The sequence below is a fragment of the Serratia sp. UGAL515B_01 genome (genome assembly GCF_033095805.1).
Lineage (GTDB): Bacteria > Pseudomonadota > Gammaproteobacteria > Enterobacterales > Enterobacteriaceae > Chania.
On record NZ_CP109901.1, the window covers coordinates 1,037,018 to 1,054,197 of the forward strand.

General features: G+C 46.9%; 17 protein-coding genes. 8 read left to right on the plus strand and 9 right to left on the minus strand.

Translation table 11 applies throughout. From position 1 onward, the window contains the following. Positions 1-294 precede the first annotated feature (294 nt). A complete protein-coding gene (gene dusC / locus OK023_RS04875) occupies positions 295-1,224 on the plus strand; it encodes a tRNA dihydrouridine(16) synthase DusC (protein ID WP_317695405.1) in 930 nt (309 codons plus the stop codon). Between the two features lie 133 nt (positions 1,225-1,357). Here dusC and OK023_RS04880 read toward each other — a convergent pair whose 3' ends face one another. Continuing rightward, positions 1,358-1,921 carry a DedA family protein gene (locus OK023_RS04880; protein ID WP_317695407.1) on the minus strand — a complete coding sequence of 188 codons (564 nt, stop codon included), beginning with the start codon at positions 1,919-1,921 and terminating at the stop codon, positions 1,358-1,360. A 230-nt stretch (positions 1,922-2,151) separates the two neighbouring features. Between OK023_RS04880 and OK023_RS04885 the strand changes: the two genes are divergently transcribed. The 5 genes from OK023_RS04885 to pbpG all read left to right on the plus strand — a co-directional run bounded on the left by OK023_RS04885 (position 2,152) and on the right by pbpG (position 7,564). Continuing rightward, positions 2,152-3,471 (plus strand): HAMP domain-containing sensor histidine kinase, encoded by a 1,320-nt coding sequence (locus OK023_RS04885; RefSeq protein ID WP_317695410.1) that lies wholly within the window; start codon positions 2,152-2,154, stop codon positions 3,469-3,471. Continuing rightward, complete coding sequence (locus OK023_RS04890) at positions 3,471-4,094, plus strand: response regulator transcription factor (protein WP_317695414.1); 624 nt, start codon at positions 3,471-3,473, stop codon at positions 4,092-4,094. The genes OK023_RS04885 and OK023_RS04890 overlap by 1 nt, the downstream gene beginning before the upstream one ends. 108 nt (positions 4,095-4,202) lie before the next feature. After that, positions 4,203-4,886 carry an outer membrane protein gene (locus OK023_RS04895; protein ID WP_317695416.1) on the plus strand — a complete coding sequence of 228 codons (684 nt, stop codon included), beginning with the start codon at positions 4,203-4,205 and terminating at the stop codon, positions 4,884-4,886. Positions 4,887-5,368: 482 nt separating this feature from the next. Then, positions 5,369-6,472 carry an adenosylhomocysteinase gene (locus OK023_RS04900; RefSeq protein ID WP_317695419.1) on the plus strand — a complete coding sequence of 368 codons (1,104 nt, stop codon included), beginning with the start codon at positions 5,369-5,371 and terminating at the stop codon, positions 6,470-6,472. A gap of 162 nt (positions 6,473-6,634) precedes the next feature. Then, entirely contained in the window at positions 6,635-7,564 is a 930-nt protein-coding gene (gene pbpG / locus OK023_RS04905; protein ID WP_317695421.1) for a D-alanyl-D-alanine endopeptidase, read from the plus strand. A gap of 128 nt (positions 7,565-7,692) precedes the next feature. Here pbpG and OK023_RS04910 read toward each other — a convergent pair whose 3' ends face one another. Beyond that, complete coding sequence (locus tag OK023_RS04910) at positions 7,693-8,718, minus strand: MerR family transcriptional regulator (RefSeq protein ID WP_317695423.1); 1,026 nt, start codon at positions 8,716-8,718, stop codon at positions 7,693-7,695. Positions 8,719-8,868: 150 nt separating this feature from the next. Then, complete coding sequence (locus tag OK023_RS04915; RefSeq protein WP_317695425.1) at positions 8,869-9,708, minus strand: DUF1460 domain-containing protein; 840 nt, start codon at positions 9,706-9,708, stop codon at positions 8,869-8,871. Between the two features lie 306 nt (positions 9,709-10,014). On the opposite strand from OK023_RS04915, the gene OK023_RS04920 reads away from it, so the two are divergent. Then, positions 10,015-10,605 carry a Yip1 family protein gene (locus OK023_RS04920; protein ID WP_317695428.1) on the plus strand — a complete coding sequence of 197 codons (591 nt, stop codon included), beginning with the start codon at positions 10,015-10,017 and terminating at the stop codon, positions 10,603-10,605. A gap of 43 nt (positions 10,606-10,648) precedes the next feature. On the opposite strand, the gene dld is transcribed toward OK023_RS04920, so the two are convergent. The 3 genes from dld to OK023_RS04935 all read right to left on the minus strand — a co-directional run bounded on the left by dld (position 10,649) and on the right by OK023_RS04935 (position 13,503). Continuing rightward, positions 10,649-12,355, minus strand: a complete 1,707-nt coding sequence (gene dld / locus OK023_RS04925; RefSeq protein WP_317695431.1) for a D-lactate dehydrogenase — start codon at positions 12,353-12,355, stop codon at positions 10,649-10,651. A 153-nt stretch (positions 12,356-12,508) separates the two neighbouring features. Then, positions 12,509-13,303: a type I methionyl aminopeptidase gene (map, locus tag OK023_RS04930; RefSeq protein WP_317695433.1), complete on the minus strand. Its 795-nt coding sequence runs from the start codon at positions 13,301-13,303 to the stop codon at positions 12,509-12,511. Then, positions 13,300-13,503, minus strand: a complete 204-nt coding sequence (locus OK023_RS04935; protein ID WP_317695435.1) for a ParD-like family protein — start codon at positions 13,501-13,503, stop codon at positions 13,300-13,302. The genes map and OK023_RS04935 overlap by 4 nt, the downstream gene beginning before the upstream one ends. 314 nt (positions 13,504-13,817) lie before the next feature. On the opposite strand from OK023_RS04935, the gene OK023_RS04940 reads away from it, so the two are divergent. Next, complete coding sequence (locus OK023_RS04940) at positions 13,818-14,741, plus strand: haloacid dehalogenase-like hydrolase (protein ID WP_317695437.1); 924 nt, start codon at positions 13,818-13,820, stop codon at positions 14,739-14,741. 147 nt (positions 14,742-14,888) lie between these two features. Here OK023_RS04940 and copD read toward each other — a convergent pair whose 3' ends face one another. The 3 genes from copD to yajD form a co-directional block, all read right to left on the minus strand. Next, entirely contained in the window at positions 14,889-15,767 is an 879-nt protein-coding gene (gene copD, locus OK023_RS04945) for a copper homeostasis membrane protein CopD (protein ID WP_317695439.1), read from the minus strand. 150 nt (positions 15,768-15,917) lie between these two features. Beyond that, the gene (gene copC / locus OK023_RS04950) at positions 15,918-16,292 is read right to left on the minus strand and encodes a copper homeostasis periplasmic binding protein CopC (RefSeq protein WP_317695444.1); all 375 of its coding nucleotides are present in this window, start codon (positions 16,290-16,292) and stop codon (positions 15,918-15,920) included. Between the two features lie 423 nt (positions 16,293-16,715). Beyond that, entirely contained in the window at positions 16,716-17,057 is a 342-nt protein-coding gene (gene yajD, locus OK023_RS04955; RefSeq protein WP_317695446.1) for an HNH nuclease YajD, read from the minus strand. Positions 17,058-17,180: the final 123 nt, after the last annotated feature.

A 17,180-nucleotide genomic window follows, 5' to 3' on the forward strand; every position in this document is an offset into this window, starting at 1 on the left:
TGGCTTTAGGCCGTGCCCCTGAATTGTCGACGGCGCCATCTTGGATCCAAAAGTCTCTTATCAAGCTCGACAACGCGTAGGTCGGGCTTTTGAGATCGGGCATTTGAGAATGTTGTTCGTCACTTATTTGGCACAACCTTGCTTCTGACCCAGATAGCCGCCATCAATTGGCGGTTTTTTTACAGCGGTAAAATGGTTTACGATAAAAAACCCGATTAGATTTTATCGGCGTTGGACTTGTCTGGCACTGTCATTCACCCGTATCATTGCGCGTCTTTTTTAGCAGGGGTTGGTATGCGCGTATTATTGGCTCCCATGGAGGGGGTACTCGATTCGCTGTTGCGAGAATTACTCACCGAGGTGAACGATTACGATCTCTGTATTACTGAATTCCTACGCGTGGTCGATCAGCGACTACCAACGAAATCCTTCCACCGTTTGTGCCCAGAACTGCTTAATAACAGTCGTACGCCTTCAGGAACCCGCGTACGTGTGCAATTACTTGGTCAACACCCGCAGTGGCTGGCGGAAAACGCCGCCCAGGCTGTCGAATTAGGTTCTTACGGTGTTGATTTTAACTGCGGTTGTCCTTCTAAACATGTGAACGGCAGTGGTGGAGGGGCAACCCTTCTTAAAGATCCTGAACTGATATACCAAGGGGCGAAAGCTATGCGAGAAGCTGTGCCCATGCATTTGCCAGTAACGGTAAAGGTACGATTGGGCTGGGATTCAGATTCCCGCAGCTTTGAAATTTCCGATGCGGTAGAGCAGGCTGGTGCCACGGAAATCGCTATACATGGCCGTACCAAAGAGGACGGTTATAAAGCCGATCGTATCAACTGGCGGGCTATTGGTGAGATCCGACAACGTTTGTCTATTCCGGTCATCGCCAATGGGGAAATTTGGGATTATCAAAGCGCACAGGCTTGTTTACAGACCACCGGCTGCGAGGCGGTAATGTTGGGGCGCGGTGCGCTGAATATTCCAAATCTGAGCCGTGTCGTGAAATATAACGAGCCGCACATGCCTTGGATTCAGGTGATGCAGTTATTACAAAAGTATATCCATCTGGAAAAACAGGGTGATACCGGGTTGTACCATGTTGCACGCATCAAGCAGTGGCTTGGCTATCTCCGCAAAGAGTATCGGGAAGCAAGCGAACTATTTACCGAGATCCGTACCTTGAATAACTCCAAGGATATAGCACGGGTGATTTGTCGTTAATCGATTTTTGACAGTCCTTTCCGAAGCCCCTGTCTGGTGTTCTTCAATGACCTGTGGTAGGGGTTCTGGCCATAGATTGGTTTTGATTTTATTTATATTTTTCGCCTTGATTGCTAATGTTTAATAAACGGGTCTATTCAGCCTCACGGCGACGCCACCAAAAACATAAAAGTATGATGGCGGCGATAATCAATGCGCACAATAGCAGGCTATAGAGCTTTGTTTCGGTGTCGTTAAGGAATTTACCGATCGCCTGACCGCCATAATAACCAAGTAGTACGAAAATAATTGCCCACAGTATAGCGCCCAGAATATTCAGCGGGACGAAACGAGAAGGGGGCAATTTACTGGCCCCGATCAGTACTGGGCCAATAATACGGAATCCATACATAAAACGGACACCAATCACAAATAAGATAGGGTGTTTCGCAATCAGTTTCTGAGCCCGCTTGATACGTGATTGCTGATGTTTCACGCGAGCGAACACCCGGATACCGAAGTAACGGCCGGCAAAGTAGAGTAATTGATCACCTAAGGTTCCACCAAGTACAGCCACGACCATTACCCAGGGTAACTGTAAAAGCCCGTTGTGTGCGGCAATGCCTCCTAACAGGGTGATAGTTTCCCCTTCTAGCAGGCATCCAATAAGTATTACCCAGTAACCATACTGTGCAATGTAATGGCTCAAGTCTGTCATTACGACCCCTTACAACAAAGAGGTGTGATTATAACCGCCATACGTTGTTGGAGATATAGTCCTTCAGCTACTGAGTTACCAAGCTTATGAGCTCATCTTTGAGGCTCATTCTGTCTGTAGGGTAAGCACCGTTCAAATCGGTTATTGACAGATTTATTGCTCCGTTGCAGCCTACCTATATGTTGAAGTAACTTGAGGATAAACTCATCCGACAAAAACATGGAACAGTTATGTTTAAGGTTCTTCTTTGGTTAGTCTTAACTCTGTTTTCAGGGTGTGGGGTGGTTATTTATGCTTTACAGCAGCAATATGAGGATCAATCAGTAACCTACCGTATCTTATATCGGGAGGTAACGGTTAAGTTATCCCAGGCTGAGACAATACTTTCGTTACTGTCAGTGGCAAGCGATCCTTCCATCGTACAACAAAAATTCCCGCAAATTCTTGCCTGGAAACCACTGCCAAAAGAAGCAACGACTAAAACGTTAAGGTCGGCAGATAATGGTACTTATTGGTTGGAAAATCAAAGTTTTGCACTGTTGATTGATCCCCAACTGTTATTGGCTGATATTCCTCAAATTCACTCTTTTAAACATATAATCATGAGCTGGCATAATATGCCGTTGTTTGAAATAGGGGAGGGTGGAAAGTCCACTTTTTGGCAATGGCATAAAGGAATAAGCAGCAATTTACAACCCTTTGAGTTATCTGCGTATAACAATCCCGATTGGTTAGACTTACCTTGGTCACTACTTTTACTGCTGTCTGTTATTTGGGCCATTGTCGTTTATTTCATCGGTCAGTATCGTATTAAAAAGCGCCAGCATAGTATTGCTGTTCAGCGTGAACACTTCTCAGAACTGACTCGGCTTAATGCTATGGGGGAAATCACTACTGGTATTATTCATGAACTCAACCAACCGTTGACTGCTGTGCTCAGTTATAACCAGGCTGCACTGCGCTTGATTAGTCAGCAACAAACGAACAAAGTGGCACCGTTGCTTGATGCGGCCGTGATACAAATAAAACGTATTAGTACGCTGTTATTGCATTTTCGACAAAAACTGACTCTTGAACAGGTGGCTTTTCAGGAGGTTAATTTCAGTGGGGTCTGGCGGCGTGTTACGATGTTATTAGAAAATGATATCAATCAGGGTAAGGTAAAAATAATCAACCAGATGCCAGAGTCTTTACCCACTCTGCGTGCCGATCCTCTTTGGATTGAGCAAATATTCCATAACATTGTGTCAAATGCTATCCAAGCGCAACAACATAATAATGCTTCTTGTGCTTGGGTGGCTATCACCGCTGATCATTCAGATCAAGGCATAACGCTGGTAATTACAGACGGTGGTCCAGGATTATCTGAGCAAGCTCTGCAACAGGTATTTATTCCCTTTTTTACAACCCGTCATGAAGGGTTGGGGTTAGGCATGGCACTGACTGAAACTTTGGTTCAAAGGCTTAATGGTAGTATTAAAGCGGAAAACATCATCGGGCAAGGAGCCTGTTTTACGTTATGGTTTCCTTTTAATACTCAGGAGGCGTAATGGAGCAATTTATTTATCTGATTGATGATGATCAGGCTATCCGTTGTTCGCTTAGTTCATTATTGGAAACGATGGGCTGGCAAACTGCTGTCTACGAAAATATCGTTGATTTTCAGCAAAAGGCTGGTGAACCCAGAGAACTCTCCGGTTGTCTACTGTTGGATATACGCATGCCGGGAAAAAGCGGCTTGGCTTACCTTGAGCAGTTGCGACAACAAGGCTTGGAAATTCCTGTCATTATTATGACCGGGCACGGAAATATTGAACTCTGTCGCCGCGCTTTCAAAAATGGCGCTTTTGAATTCTTGACCAAACCTATTGATGCGGATCTGTTGATTGAAACTGTAGGCAGTGCGTTGGAACACCAGTATATATTGCGGAAAGAGCAGCAAGAATTGGCTGAGTTGGAGGATAAAATCAATAAACTGTCAGCGAGGGAGTATGAAGTAACCAAGTTGATTATGGAAGGTAAGTCCAGTAAAGAAATTGCCAATGATTTGGCACTCTCTCCACGAACGGTAGAGGCGCATCGTGCCAGGTTGTTTGCAAAGCTGGATATCAATTCCTCGATAAAACTAATGAAAATCTATGGCGGATTATTTTCGCTGGAAAGGGTTAAGTAAAAATACCTAATTAATTAGGTAATGGTACGAATTGCTCTGCTTTTCCGAGCCGGTTATGTTATCTGAACATTTTTTTCTTCATAAATAACCTTTTCAAGCGAGGGATGCATGAATATTAAACCCCTTTTACTGGTGGTTTCTCTAGCAACTGTTTCTGGTAACGTTTTAGCCGCCGATTATTTGGAAGGATACTACGGTGCGCTAAAATTGCAGTATGCATGGCAAAAAGCGAATGATATGGATACCAGCAGTCGCCCAGGTGTTGGCCAATTCGTTGGTGGTGAAGAAAAACATAATTTCTTAAACGGTGCAATCGCAGGTGGTTATCAATTTGGTAATGGCTGGCGCAGTGAAGGGGAATATGTCTTCTATAAAAAAAGTGAATATACCAGCGGTTCAACCACGTTCCCTAGCAGTTATAACCACCATAAAGTTAAAGCACAACGTCTGATGCTCAACGTATATCGTGACTACGCGTTAGGCTATGATTTCTCAGTTTACGGCATGTTGGGTTTAGGTATTACCAACGTCAAGTCCGATGGCTGGCAGGGCAATGAGTCACGGCAATATGCGTCTAGCACGCAAAATAATCTGACCTATTCTTTAGGTGCCGGTGTCACCTATACGGCGATGGAACGCCTGAGTTTTGATTTAGGCTACCGTTATGTCGACATGGGTGACATCGAAAGTGGTTACAATAATTTTACCAATGTTCGTGGTCTAAAAGACGAACAAATGAAGGCTCGTCTGGCATCGCATGAGATTGTATTAGGGGCACGTTATCTTTTCTAACCGTTGATCCTAATGATGTGCGGCAATCGGCTATAGCCGATCTGCCGCCATCAACTCCCCCCTTCATACCCGCCTATCTATTCTCTGATTATTCGTTACTGATGTTTCTACTATGCTGGTCAACTCGGTTTTTTGTTTGATCTTAGCAGTAATAGCCGCCATCCTGCACAGTCAAATCATTCTTTTTTACCCTGGCTTAGGCTGTATCCCTCAATTGCCCGTGGTGCCGTCGCAGACTCACAAGCCGGTTATCAAGGTGGCGGGTGAAGGGTAGAGTGGCCCTCTGTTCAGGCCCCGACAACACAGAAAACGGGCTTCTGGAGCGTGACTCTTCAGGCTGGGGCAATTGGCGTGCATTGCTGCGTTGTTCGCCGCTTATTTGGTTCACCAAACCTCGCGGCTCACGCCTTACTCTGGGCGCAAATTACCGCCAGCGGCGCTCGCGTGCAATTGAAGGACACAACCTAGTAGAGGAGTAGTTGATGTATCAGGATTTTGAAAGTGAGTTGAATTGGGCCATACGTCACATGCCACGCACTCGCGCTGCCGTTGACGCTTTACCTGGGCTGCAAGGCGTTAGGTTGGCTTGCAATATGCACCTGGATTTGAAAATGGCCCCTCTAGTAGCAGGCTTGCTGGATAAAGGAGCAGAGATATTTCTCACTACCTGTAACCCGACAACGGTACAGGATGATGTGGTTGCTTGGTTAGAACGCCGTGGTGCTGTGGCTTATGCCTGGCGTGATATGAGTGATAACGATTGGTCTGAATCTTTTGATCGTGCATTAGCCTGGGGACCGACCCATCTTTGCGAAATGGGAGCAGACTTGACGTCTCGTCTACATCAATCCATCAATGGCCCACACATCAAGGCCGGGTTGGAAGCAACGGGGTCCGGTATCAGCTGTTTGGAGGGTATTACACCCCGCTACCCAATTTTTAACTGGGACGACCTGCCAGTAAAAGAGGGATTGCATAATAGGCATATGGTAGGGCTCACCGCTTGGCACACTTTCTTCCAGACTACTCATCTGACACTACACGAAAAGTGTGTGTTAGTGATTGGTTATGGGTTAGTTGGTCAGGGCGTTGCTTCCGCTGCCAAGGCTTATGGTGGGCAGGTGATAGTAGCTGAAACGGATCCTGCGCGCGTACTGCAGGCACGTTATGACGGTTGGGAGGCGGTCGACTTGGCTACAGCTGTTTCGCGAGCTGATGTAATTGCCACGGCAACGGGGGCAAGAAACGTCTTGTCTTCTGCGCATTTGGAGCGGGTAAAAGACGGAGTATTTATCCTTAACGTAGGTCATGTGGCGGAAGAGATTGATGTTGGCTTCTTACGGGGTTTGTCGCACAGTGAACCCATGCCTTTTGTTAATGCTTACCAACTGGCAGATAAAACGTTATATCTGCTGGCAAACGGCTCAATGTTCAATCTGACCGCAGGCTATGGCGACAGCCTGAATGCTTTCGACGTGACTCTCGCGGTTATGGCCGCAGGGATCGGGCATATCACAGGTGTTGGTGAACAGCAGCCCGCAGGTTTATATCTGCTACCTTCCTCAGTCTGGCTACCTGCACTGTAACTTTCTCGCTGCGAGCGTGCAGGCCAGTGCGCTCGCGGTATACGTGATTTTTGAACCGACAGACTTTGTCACAAATAGCTTCTAATAATCACAGTGTCAATTCTATATCTCTGACTTATACTTCAACGCAATCAACCCCTTTTGTTTATCAGCTATAGAGTAATGCATGTGAAAATCTGTTTTTTGGTTTTAACTCTGCTCACTTTGCAGATGGGCACAGGTTTGGTGCCGCGAGCGCAGGCAAGTGAAAATACTGTTAAGTTGCATGCCACACAGCCAGAACTGGCATCAGGAAGTGCCATGGTGCTAGATACGCAAACCAATAAAGTGCTTTATGCACGTAATCCAGATGAAATTGTACCGATCGCTTCGATTACTAAGTTGATGACAGCGATGGTGACGTTAGATGCACATTTGCCCCTGAATGAAATGCTTTCGGTCGACATTAGTCAGACACCTGAAATGAAAGGGATCTACTCCCGTGTTCGTCTTAACAGTGAAATCAGCCGCAAAGATATGCTGTTGTTAGCGCTGATGTCGTCGGAAAACCGTGCAGCGGCAAGCCTTGCTCATCACTATCCCGGGGGGTATAACGCTTTTATCAATGCTATGAATGCCAAAGCAAAATCGCTCGGCATGACCCGCACGCATTATGTTGAGCCGACCGGCTTGTCTGTTCATAATGTCTCCACCGCCCGTGACCTCACCAAATTATTACTGGCAACCAAACAATACCCGCTGATAGGCCAGTTAAGTACGACTACCGAGCATATGGCGACCTTTAGGGACCCCAATTACACGCTACCGTTCCGCAACACCAACCATTTGGTTTATAACCAAAAATGGAGTATCCAACTGACCAAAACAGGTTTTACCAATCAGGCTGGACATTGCCTAGCGATGCGTACCGTGGTTGGTAACCGTTCTGTCTCTTTGGTGGTATTGGATGCGTTCGGAAAATATACGCATTTTGCGGATGCGAGCCGTCTTCGGACTTGGATTGAAACAGGAAAAGTTACACCAATCCCGGCAGCTGCACGGGACTATCGTCGTCAGAAAGATGCTAACCTAGCCAAGAACGAAGCAGAATAAGATGCTGGTTTCTGAACCGAATTGTTCAGTTAAATACAAGCCGCTTTTTATTACTGCAGGGCGGTATACCATTTTCCCCAACGGGAGTGAGCGGTGGATAACCTCATTTCCCGTTTGAACGGTGCAACTTAGCCTTGCATCAGTTGTGTGATGCACTGGCGCAGATAATGCAGAAGTGGCGGGGTAAGCCAGGTTCCCTCAATCAAGGTTGGCTCCTGTTCCATCGCCTGACGGATTTTCATCTGGGTGGTCGGGTTATCACCAGCATAGGAGCGAAACAGAGTCAGCCACTGTCCAGCCAGTTGTTTAGCTTGAGCCGACTCAGGAGGGATCCCTTCTTTCATTGCCTGCTGGAATTGTGCAATCAACACTGGCCACTCATATATGCGGTCAAAATAGTGTGCACGTACATAAGCATACTCTGTTTCAGACAGGTATTTTTGATAGATTTGTAGCTTGGTTTCAGCAAAAGCCCGGGTGATATAATCAGTGATTGCCGGCGAGATACCCGTTTGTTCACGTATTGAAGGCTCATCTGCATGCATAGTATTAAGACGACTTAGGAATGCTGGGTTACCGGCGGTATCACGTTCCAAAGTACGCATCCAGCGGAGAGCAATAGCTTGGGCGTGTGGGTCCTCAGCATTAACCCCGTTTTCCATCAATATTTGCACATTGCCAACCATCTCTTCCCATTCCTTAGTACGAGCTTCATCAGCCTGATAAAACGGTAATTGTGCCAGTTCGTCGGCAGTAAAGTATTTATCGTACATTGCCATTAACTCCAGCGTGGTTAGCCAGTCATTCAGTTCGGGTTGATTGCCTAGCGTCAATTGTGTATGCATATGCTGTAAACGGCTTCGCAGAGCAGTTATCTGTGCTAACTGCTGGTTGAGCATATCAATTTGTTGTTCGATAACCGTAGGTAACGCTGATCCCGAATGTGCCAGAAGTTCCCCAATCTCTGCCAACGCCACGCCCATTCGCCGCAAAGCCTGAATTTGGTGGAGGCGAGTAATATCACTTTGGTTATATAAGCGATATCCAGCGTCGGAACGTGCAGAAGGGGTCAACAGGCCAATACTGTCGTAATGATGTAGTGCTCTGACGGTAATACCTGAACGGCGAGCAAGTTCGCCTACTTTTAATAACATTTGGCTTTTCTCCCTTGTGCGAGCAGAGATACTAAAGCCTAACGTAGGGTGAGGGTCAAGCTTGGGATCAGGGGGAGACTTTCTGTTTGGTCTCATCCTGATCCAAAATCTTCTTCAGTCACCTTGGGGTAAATCCTGATAACCTGACGATCAGCGTGGGCGCAGTACAACGATACCAGGCGTATTGCGCACGTAATTAACAAAGCCTGAGTCCATGACTTTCATGTTTTCCTTGTGTGAGGAGGCATGTCGTAGCACAGGGCCGTTTGCCGTCATGATAAAGAACCCGGTATGAGTGACATCTAACCCAGACAATTGAGTATAAATGCCGATATAGTCGCCGGTTTGCAATTGGCTCAGGGTCTTTTCATCGATAAATTCGCTGGGGATATAGGTGACGTTACGTTCTACTACGGGTATACCGGGTAGATAAACATCGCCGCCAGCCTTGCGGTTGAGATGTTTTACCACGGTGACGGCATGGGGGCTGATTTGTGCAGTAATATCATCGGCAATTACGTGTTTTTTTTGCGCCCAGTCGGTGAAGAAATGTTTACGATGCTGGAAATCAATCTCACTATTGACATAACGCGTCTGAATCACGTTTGTGATAAATTCACTTTCTCTAGGGGCCTTTCTGAGGGCTTCAACGTAATCCATATAGGTAAAACAATCTAGCGCCCCTAAATCGATCACTAGCCGTTCCTGCGAAATGGATGAGCCTATTAGCCGGTTGGCTATGTAAGGAGTATCAAGGAAAGCTTGTGAGAGCAGGTCGATAGTTTGCCCCTTATCGAGCTCAGGCACTGCTGCATGTAGAGTCAGCAGTGCTCGCAATTTGTTGATTGTGTAATCGTCCATTGTCATTCTCACCATTGCCTGATATTCAATTTTATGCGGTTTTGATTCTATAGGATTGCTGGTGGTGTGTTTATTACTACTGCAGCCTGCGACAGCGGTGACCAACATCGTTAGTGCTAACCTGTACATTTTTCTCTCCCAAGTTACGCTGGACCACTTTATTAGTAATGATTTTTATTAGCATCATGAGGGGTGAAAAGTAAACTTGAGATAAACATGAAAGATACTGATCAAAAACAGGCTATGTATCTATTAGGCAATGCAACTTACTGATTAAAGAACAGAGTATCTTACAGGCCATCTGCAGCGTACGTTTTTTCAACCAAAGACTATAATTGTTGCAGGGGGATATCCCCAGAACCGTAAACCTCGCGCGGTTTGCGAACCGTCAGGGTTGTGTCTACCTTTACCAATCGTGTTCTACGGAGGTGTCTCATGATCAATCATGTTTGGGGGCTGCTGGCGCATCCCAGCACCGAGTTTAAGCACATTAAAAACGAGAATGAAACAGTCTCGCATCTCTATACTCACCATGTATTGTTGATGGCGCTGATACCTGTCATTTGCGCATTTATTGGTACCACCCAGCAAGGATGGCTCTCAGGAAGTGGGCACGCTGTACGGCTAAGTATGTTCACGGCTTTTTATACTGCAGTGGCCTTTTATTTGTTGATTTTGGTCGGTGTGGCAATGATGGGTAAAGTGATCCACTTTATGGCCCGGCGCTACGAGTCTCGACCAAGTCTGCATCACTGCATGGTATTCGCCGGCTATGTAGCTACACCTATGTTTCTTAGCGGCGTGGTCGCGCTGTACCCGGTGATTTGGCTATGCTTGTTTATCGGTATTATTGGTCTGGTTTACTCAGGCTACCTGCTTTACGTCGGTATTCCTCATTTCTTGAATATTGATAGTAAAGAAGGATTTATTTTCTCCAGTTGGACACTGGCCATCGGTGTCCTAGTACTAGAGTTTCTTCTCGGGCTGACAGTGGTGCTGTGGGGTTATGGCTCCTGGTTCTTCTGACCGTGCCTGCTGTCCCCCATGCCTATGGCATGGGGGATGGTTTCTAGATTTTGTCACCCCAGTATTTCTGTTTACTGGTTTTGCCGATACCTGGGTTAAAGCTGTTGGTGGGATCGGCTTGCTTATAGAACGCCTGCAACTCCGGCTTTGCATCATAGAGATGACCGACGTTATGTTCGGCAGGGTATTCCGCTCCTCTTTGGTCGAGAAGCGCCAGCATTCGCTTTTTTAATGCCTTGCAGTCGACACCTTTTTTCACGACATAATCCTGATGGAAAACATGGCACATAAAGTGCCCATAGTAGAGTTTGTGTATCAACTGGTTGTCGATGTCTGGCGGCAAGGTTTCGAACCACTCGGTGTCGTTACGACGCAGTGCAATATCTAACGCTAGGATGTCTTCTACATGATCGGCATGTACAGCGTGATAACGAACGGCAGCACCTGCCGCAGCAAAGCGATGCAGGAAGGCCTTTTTGCCCTCTTCCGGGGTACAGACGAAGAAATCGCCGTTGGCTTGCGCAAAATATCGTTGCAGATATTGCTCAGCCTCTTCGACCCCCGGCCCTGCCATTTTCAACAATAGGTGGTGCTCGAAACGTTCACGAAATGATCTCATTCGCTGTGGCAGATGGTTCGGCGCCATCTTGCTGAACCTTTGCATCAGGCGATCGGCAAAATTATGTGGTAACAGGGGGACTTTGTTCAGTGTGGCATCCATATAGCCCTTGATAGCGAATAGGCGCGGTATCTGATCAGTGCCAAACTTATCGATCATCAGAAAGGTGTCTTTACCGTACACTTCGGCGATATCATAAATATCGCGATGCATATATTCCCCCGCTACGGGAAGATTCTCAAATTGGCTGAGCATATGGCGGCGCAGTTCCGTTAACACCGCTGTTTCATTGGTGCCGATATAAAACACTTTCTCATTCTGTTCTTTGTCAAATGTATCCAGACGTACTGCAAACACGGCGAGCTTGCCAGCACAACCGGAGGCTTCGAATAGGCGGCGTTTATCTGCATTGAAACGGGAAGGCGTAGCGGCATCAATATCACGTACCCGACTGGCATATTCATTATCGGAGGCGCGTAATTCCCCCTGTTCGACATCTTCTGGCCGATAATCTCCTTTCTCCAGACGAGTAAGGATCTCCTCCGGTGTTTCACCCAGTTGAATCCCCAGATGGTTCACCAGCCGCAACTGGCCATCCTCCTCAAGCTTGGCATACAACGCCATTTCGGTATAGGCAGGGCCGCGTTTTACTAGAGAACCTCCTGAGTTGTTACATACGCCACCGATTACTGAAGCCCCAATACACGAAGAGCCAATCACGGAGTGCGGTTCGCGGCCATAAGGCTGTAGCCGCTTTTCCAGGCTGTTAAGCGTACTGCCAGGGAAACAGACCACTTGTTTACCATGATCGAGAACCTGAATATGATCCAATCTCAGCGTACTGATAATGACTATTTCACGATCATAATCTTGTCCGCTAGGGGTTGAACCCTCAGTTAGACCAGTGTTTGCGGCCTGCATAATAACGATTTTATCCGCGTCGACGCAGGCTTGCAGGGTTTGCCACAGCTGCAGTAAGCGAGTGGGTAATACAACGGCCAACGCGTTGCCACCGCCGGAGCGGAACCCTTTGCGGTATCGCTCAGTGTTTCGCTTACCGGTTAATACCTGCGAGTCCCCGACGATATTCTTGAGTCGTTTGATAAATGTCTGGTCTGTATGCTGCGTCATGCTGTTCTCCGTATATTAAACTGTGTCCCTTAATTGCACGTGAGTGCTGACGGCGGTCATTTAAGCATCGTTCTGACCTAATCAGCGGCCATGCACCCAAATATTCCAGCTCTGAGGGGCGGCTATGGCACCACGTACAATAAGGAGCCCAGCCTAGTAGCGTTCCGTATATCCCATTAGGCGTTCTTCGTCGCGCAACGTCAGTATCTCTACACCTTCAGCAGTAACCGCGACGGTGTGTTCCCATTGGGCCGACAGTTTCTTATCGCGGGTGACGACTGTCCAGCCATCTTTCTTCCGTTTGATACGGTGATCGCCCTGATTAATCATTGGTTCGATAGTAAATACCATCCCTTCTTGCAGAATCACTCCGGTGCCGGGTTGTCCAAAGTGTAATACTGCCGGGCCTTCATGCATTTCACGGCCAATACCATGCCCGCAATATTCCCTCACAACGCTGTAGCCAGCCTGTTCGGCATGGCGCTGAATAGCGTGGCCGATATCGCCTAAAGTGGCACCAGGTTTTACCGCTCGGATGCCTTGCCACATTGATTCGTAGACATTGTTTACCAGCCGCTTGGCAAGCGGGGTAATCTGGCCGATGCAGTACATTTTGCTGGAGTCGGCAATAAAACCTTCTTTTTCCAGCGTAATATCCACGTTGACGATCATTCCAGAACGCAGGATTTTACTCGCAGAAGGCATACCGTGGCAGATCACATCGTCGATTGAGGTATTGAGCACATAAGGGAAATCATACTGTCCTTTGCTGGCTGGGCGTGATTTCAGTTCCTTGACGATAAAAGCTTCGGCGCGGTCATTAATTTCCATGGTAGTGATACCTTCACAAATGACCCCATCAAGCATAGCAAATACCTTGGCCAGTAATGCGCCAGAGTGCCGCATTTTGGCAATCTCCTCCGGCGTTTTTATCACAATCTCCTTCATCCAATAATCTCCTTTAGTGTCAATGAATTATCCTTGATCATCTTCTTTACCAGTTGCGGATAGGTCAGTTCGGGATTGAGCTCCGCTAGCATCCCGATTTTGATCCAGTGTTCCGCTTGAGCATTTATAGAGCGTGTCATGCTCATGCTGGCGATCCTGAGATCGTCATGCAGCATATCTGAAATTTTTACGATCCCCATAGCTTGCTCCATATGTGAATCACAGATGAAATATATATGTTCAGTATATTGCCAGCTTGGCATTCTGTGGCTTAGTGATTTTGGGCAGAATGCTGATTGCCGCTGCCTTGCAATGTGTTTATTGTGATGGGTAGCTTTGTTGCTATGACTTTTCACAGAGGGATTGAGTGCGTGACTAAACTACGTGTTGGGGTGATTTTTGGTGATAAATCAGCGGAAAGTGACTGGGATGAGAGAGGGCGGTCAATACCGCTACAATTTGAAGAGTAATGGATACAGCGGTGCCGTTTTAATTGTCACTGGGAGAAGTCACAATGAAAAGATATCTAGATTGCAGCGCCTCTGAACTTGTCAACATCAGCAAAGATGACCTGATTTACGCCATACGTGCCAGCGAAGGACGGATACTGATCAGTGAAACTATTGCGGGAACCCAACCGCTGCTTAATGGTGTCACCAATGGTGAATTGGCCGCTAGCCAAGGGGCTGACATACTGCTGTTGAATCTGTTTGATGTTAACCAGCCACATATTGCTGGCCTCTCCGCAGAGGTGCCGCCCGAAGAGGTCTTGCGAGAGCTACAACGGTTGACGGGACGTGTTATCGGCGTGAATCTGGAGGCTGTCGATCCGGTTTTTACCACCACACATAATGAATTCTGGCAAATAACGGCAGGGCGGGCGGCGACGGCTGAAAATGCACGGAAACTCTACCAGCTCGGTGCACGAATCGTGGTTTTGACGGGTAATCCTAATAATGGTGTTAGCAATCAGGCCATTGCTGAGGCGTTAAAACTTATTCGTGATGAGGTGGGCGACAAACTGGTGCTGGTGACGGGTAAAATGCACGGTGCGGGGATTGTGCGTGAAAGCGGTAGCCAATTGATTAACGAACAGGATATTGCTCTATTTGTTGAAAACGGTGCTGATATTGTCCTACTGCCTGCGCCGGGAACCATTCCAGGTATGTCGCAGGAAAAGGTTGCTGCTTTGATTACATTTACCCAACAACAGGGGGCGTTGGCAATGACCGCCATTGGTACTTCGCAGGAGGGGGCAGATGTTCAGACCATTCGCCAGATTGCCCTGATGAGCAAAATGGCTGGGGCGGATCTGCATCACATTGGTGATACTGGTTTTTTAGGATTGGCACTGCCGGAAAATATTTTTGCCTACAGTGTGGCAATACGCGGAGTACGGCACACCTATACCCGCATGGCTCGCTCAATTAACCGCTAAACCACTTTTCGGTTTTAGACTAAGCGGATAAGGGACGCCGACTACGCTGTCCCTGTGGTTTGTATTGTACATGTTTCAATTCAGAGACATGAACAAAAATGCCAAAAGCAGCGGGTGATCGGGTAATGCCTTAACACAAGAGAGCCCCTAAAAAGGGTTTAAGGTCGAAAAAACGCTGACAAGACAGATAATCAGGAGTGATAACACAATCTCTGAGTAGGTCAGGCGGATAAATTTCTTTAGCGCGTTCCTACCCGATATTTTAAATCTAGGAACTAACCAGTAACGATTGATCAATGCCAGCATTACCATGATGAAAACCAGCATGATCTTTACGGTAAGCAGCTGCGTGTAAGGCGAAAATCCGTGCATCGACCAGCCACGAATAAAAATCGTATTAGCCAGGCCCGAACAGATTACTAAAGCGACGGCAAGATGGCCGTATCGCGAAAATCTAATTATGCAGAGCAGGGCATCTTCTCTCATTCCCTCCTTTGTTGAATCCTTCATGACCTTCAACAACATAACCAGGCCGCCGACCCAATAACTTACGCTGAACAGGTGAATGGTTTGACTGAGTTTTAGGGCCACACCGAGCGCTCCCTCATGCATCAAAGCATGCCCGATGAAAGCAAGCCCTGCAAGTTGCCCGGTAATCAGTGCCAATAAGATGTAATTATGTTTGTCCGTTAGGGGGCCCAAAAATACGCAGGAGATGATCGCTAGGAGAATTTGCCACTGCCAAGCTTGTCCAAAACTAGTGCCTAGAACAGCTAGCCAAACATTCGGTTCTATAATATCGGGCCAACCATTCCCCATTAATCCGACCTGAGCTGCCAGCACAAAGATAGCACTTACCAGTACAGTAATGTTTCCTGCGTGAAGATAGCCTCTTGTCGAGAGTGAAAAATGCTGGGCATAAGTAGATGAGGCAAGGATGCGGGTAAAAAACAATGCGCTGAACACAACCGCCAATGCCAAAAAATGTAAAGAATTAAAGAGGATGAAAATGATGTTTAGTGACATGATCGACTTTCATGAGCCTGCCCATAATTTTCAGCATGTGATTTTCAAGAAGTAAATAACATGCTGAAAATGACAGTTTGGCTTAAGTAAGAACGCGCAAAGCAGGTTCTGGAACGCCGTCTGAATAACATCAGACGGCGAAGACTGCGCTTACTTCACGCTAAAGCTGTATTGCCCTTCGGATTTATGACCATCCACAGAAAGTACACGCCAGTCAACGTTGTATTGACCAGCATCCAGTTCTTTATCGAGAGGCACAATCAGACTGCTTTTATCTGTTGAGTCGAGCGTGGCTTTACCAGTAGGAATAACGTCCCCCTTGGCGTCTTTCAGTTCAATGCCTGAAAACGATGCTTCCACGTCCCCGGTAAATTTCAGTGTGAGTTGTTTAGGTGACGTGGCTACTTCACTTTTGTCTGCAGGGACAGCATCCTTCAAGTATGCATGAGCCAGAGCTTGTTGTGTAACAAACAACGAGGCCAACAACACGGCTGCAGTACCCAGTTTTTTAATGTTATTTACCATGATTCACTCCATTAAACAGTGTGTCTTCAGATAACAGCTAGACCCAAAATAATTCGAGTTGCATGTAGGCGACAAGTCAGAGCGTCGCCAAGAGCATAGCTCACTATGTGACGGGTATGAACGGACGAAACCAACCCCCATGCAACTTGAAGAATGAAGGGTATAAGTAATTACTTTAACTGATTCCTTAATACGGCACCGCTTGAACAATACCCGCATATGCTTAACTCAGCGCTCACACCGTGAGTTGATACAAATATCGGTCATAAACCCAGACTCAGTGTGGATTTATTCTTTACCTTGTCCCTATGGTCATAAAACCTGCTGCGTTATCTAGAATGACCATTCAATCATCATTACTAGATTTGCCTTAACCGACAGAATCGCGTGTAGGGTGTCGATGGGCCGATCAATGATACCACGCTATTTTTTCATCATGTCTTTCAGATTGGCGAATGGGTTATGAGTTGCCAGACCAACATCTTTTTGCGCGTCCTCACCTGCGACTACTGTCGAACCGTATTGGTCTGCTTCGGTATACTTGGAGTGTTCATGGTCGTGGCAATAAAGACACAGCATTTCCCAGTTGCTACCGTCCTCTGGATTGTTGCTGTGATCGTGATCGATGTGGTGAACCGTAAGTTCGCGCAGGTTAGAATAGACAAATTCCCGTGAACAGCGGCCACAGACCCACGGGAAAATTTTCAGCGCTTTTTCGCGGTAACCGACTTCCAGTTTTGCGTAGTTTTTTGGAATATATGCCATAGTCTGCCTACAGGCTAATAACGATATTACTGCTCATATTAGCACAACCTGTGGGTAGTGGCTGTAAGCCGCTTATTTTGCCGGCAAAACACAATCCACAATCAAAAGTCGATGCTTAGTATA

Bases quoted from the DNA above. Each gene is read 5' to 3' on its own strand.
- dusC (WP_317695405.1), top strand. From the start codon at position 295: ATGCGCGTATTATTGGCTCCCATGGAGGGGGTACTCGATTCGCTGTTG.
- OK023_RS04880 (WP_317695407.1), bottom strand. From the start codon at position 1,921: ATGACAGACTTGAGCCATTACATTGCACAGTATGGTTACTGGGTAATA.
- OK023_RS04885 (WP_317695410.1), top strand. From the start codon at position 2,152: ATGTTTAAGGTTCTTCTTTGGTTAGTCTTAACTCTGTTTTCAGGGTGT.
- OK023_RS04890 (WP_317695414.1), top strand. From the start codon at position 3,471: ATGGAGCAATTTATTTATCTGATTGATGATGATCAGGCTATCCGTTGT.
- OK023_RS04895 (WP_317695416.1), top strand. From the start codon at position 4,203: ATGAATATTAAACCCCTTTTACTGGTGGTTTCTCTAGCAACTGTTTCT.
- OK023_RS04900 (WP_317695419.1), top strand. From the start codon at position 5,369: ATGTATCAGGATTTTGAAAGTGAGTTGAATTGGGCCATACGTCACATG.
- pbpG (WP_317695421.1), top strand. From the start codon at position 6,635: ATGCATGTGAAAATCTGTTTTTTGGTTTTAACTCTGCTCACTTTGCAG.
- OK023_RS04910 (WP_317695423.1), bottom strand. From the start codon at position 8,718: ATGTTATTAAAAGTAGGCGAACTTGCTCGCCGTTCAGGTATTACCGTC.
- OK023_RS04915 (WP_317695425.1), bottom strand. From the start codon at position 9,708: ATGTACAGGTTAGCACTAACGATGTTGGTCACCGCTGTCGCAGGCTGC.
- OK023_RS04920 (WP_317695428.1), top strand. From the start codon at position 10,015: ATGATCAATCATGTTTGGGGGCTGCTGGCGCATCCCAGCACCGAGTTT.
- dld (WP_317695431.1), bottom strand. From the start codon at position 12,355: ATGACGCAGCATACAGACCAGACATTTATCAAACGACTCAAGAATATC.
- map (WP_317695433.1), bottom strand. From the start codon at position 13,303: ATGAAGGAGATTGTGATAAAAACGCCGGAGGAGATTGCCAAAATGCGG.
- OK023_RS04935 (WP_317695435.1), bottom strand. From the start codon at position 13,503: ATGGGGATCGTAAAAATTTCAGATATGCTGCATGACGATCTCAGGATC.
- OK023_RS04940 (WP_317695437.1), top strand. From the start codon at position 13,818: ATGAAAAGATATCTAGATTGCAGCGCCTCTGAACTTGTCAACATCAGC.
- copD (WP_317695439.1), bottom strand. From the start codon at position 15,767: ATGTCACTAAACATCATTTTCATCCTCTTTAATTCTTTACATTTTTTG.
- copC (WP_317695444.1), bottom strand. From the start codon at position 16,292: ATGGTAAATAACATTAAAAAACTGGGTACTGCAGCCGTGTTGTTGGCC.
- yajD (WP_317695446.1), bottom strand. From the start codon at position 17,057: ATGGCATATATTCCAAAAAACTACGCAAAACTGGAAGTCGGTTACCGC.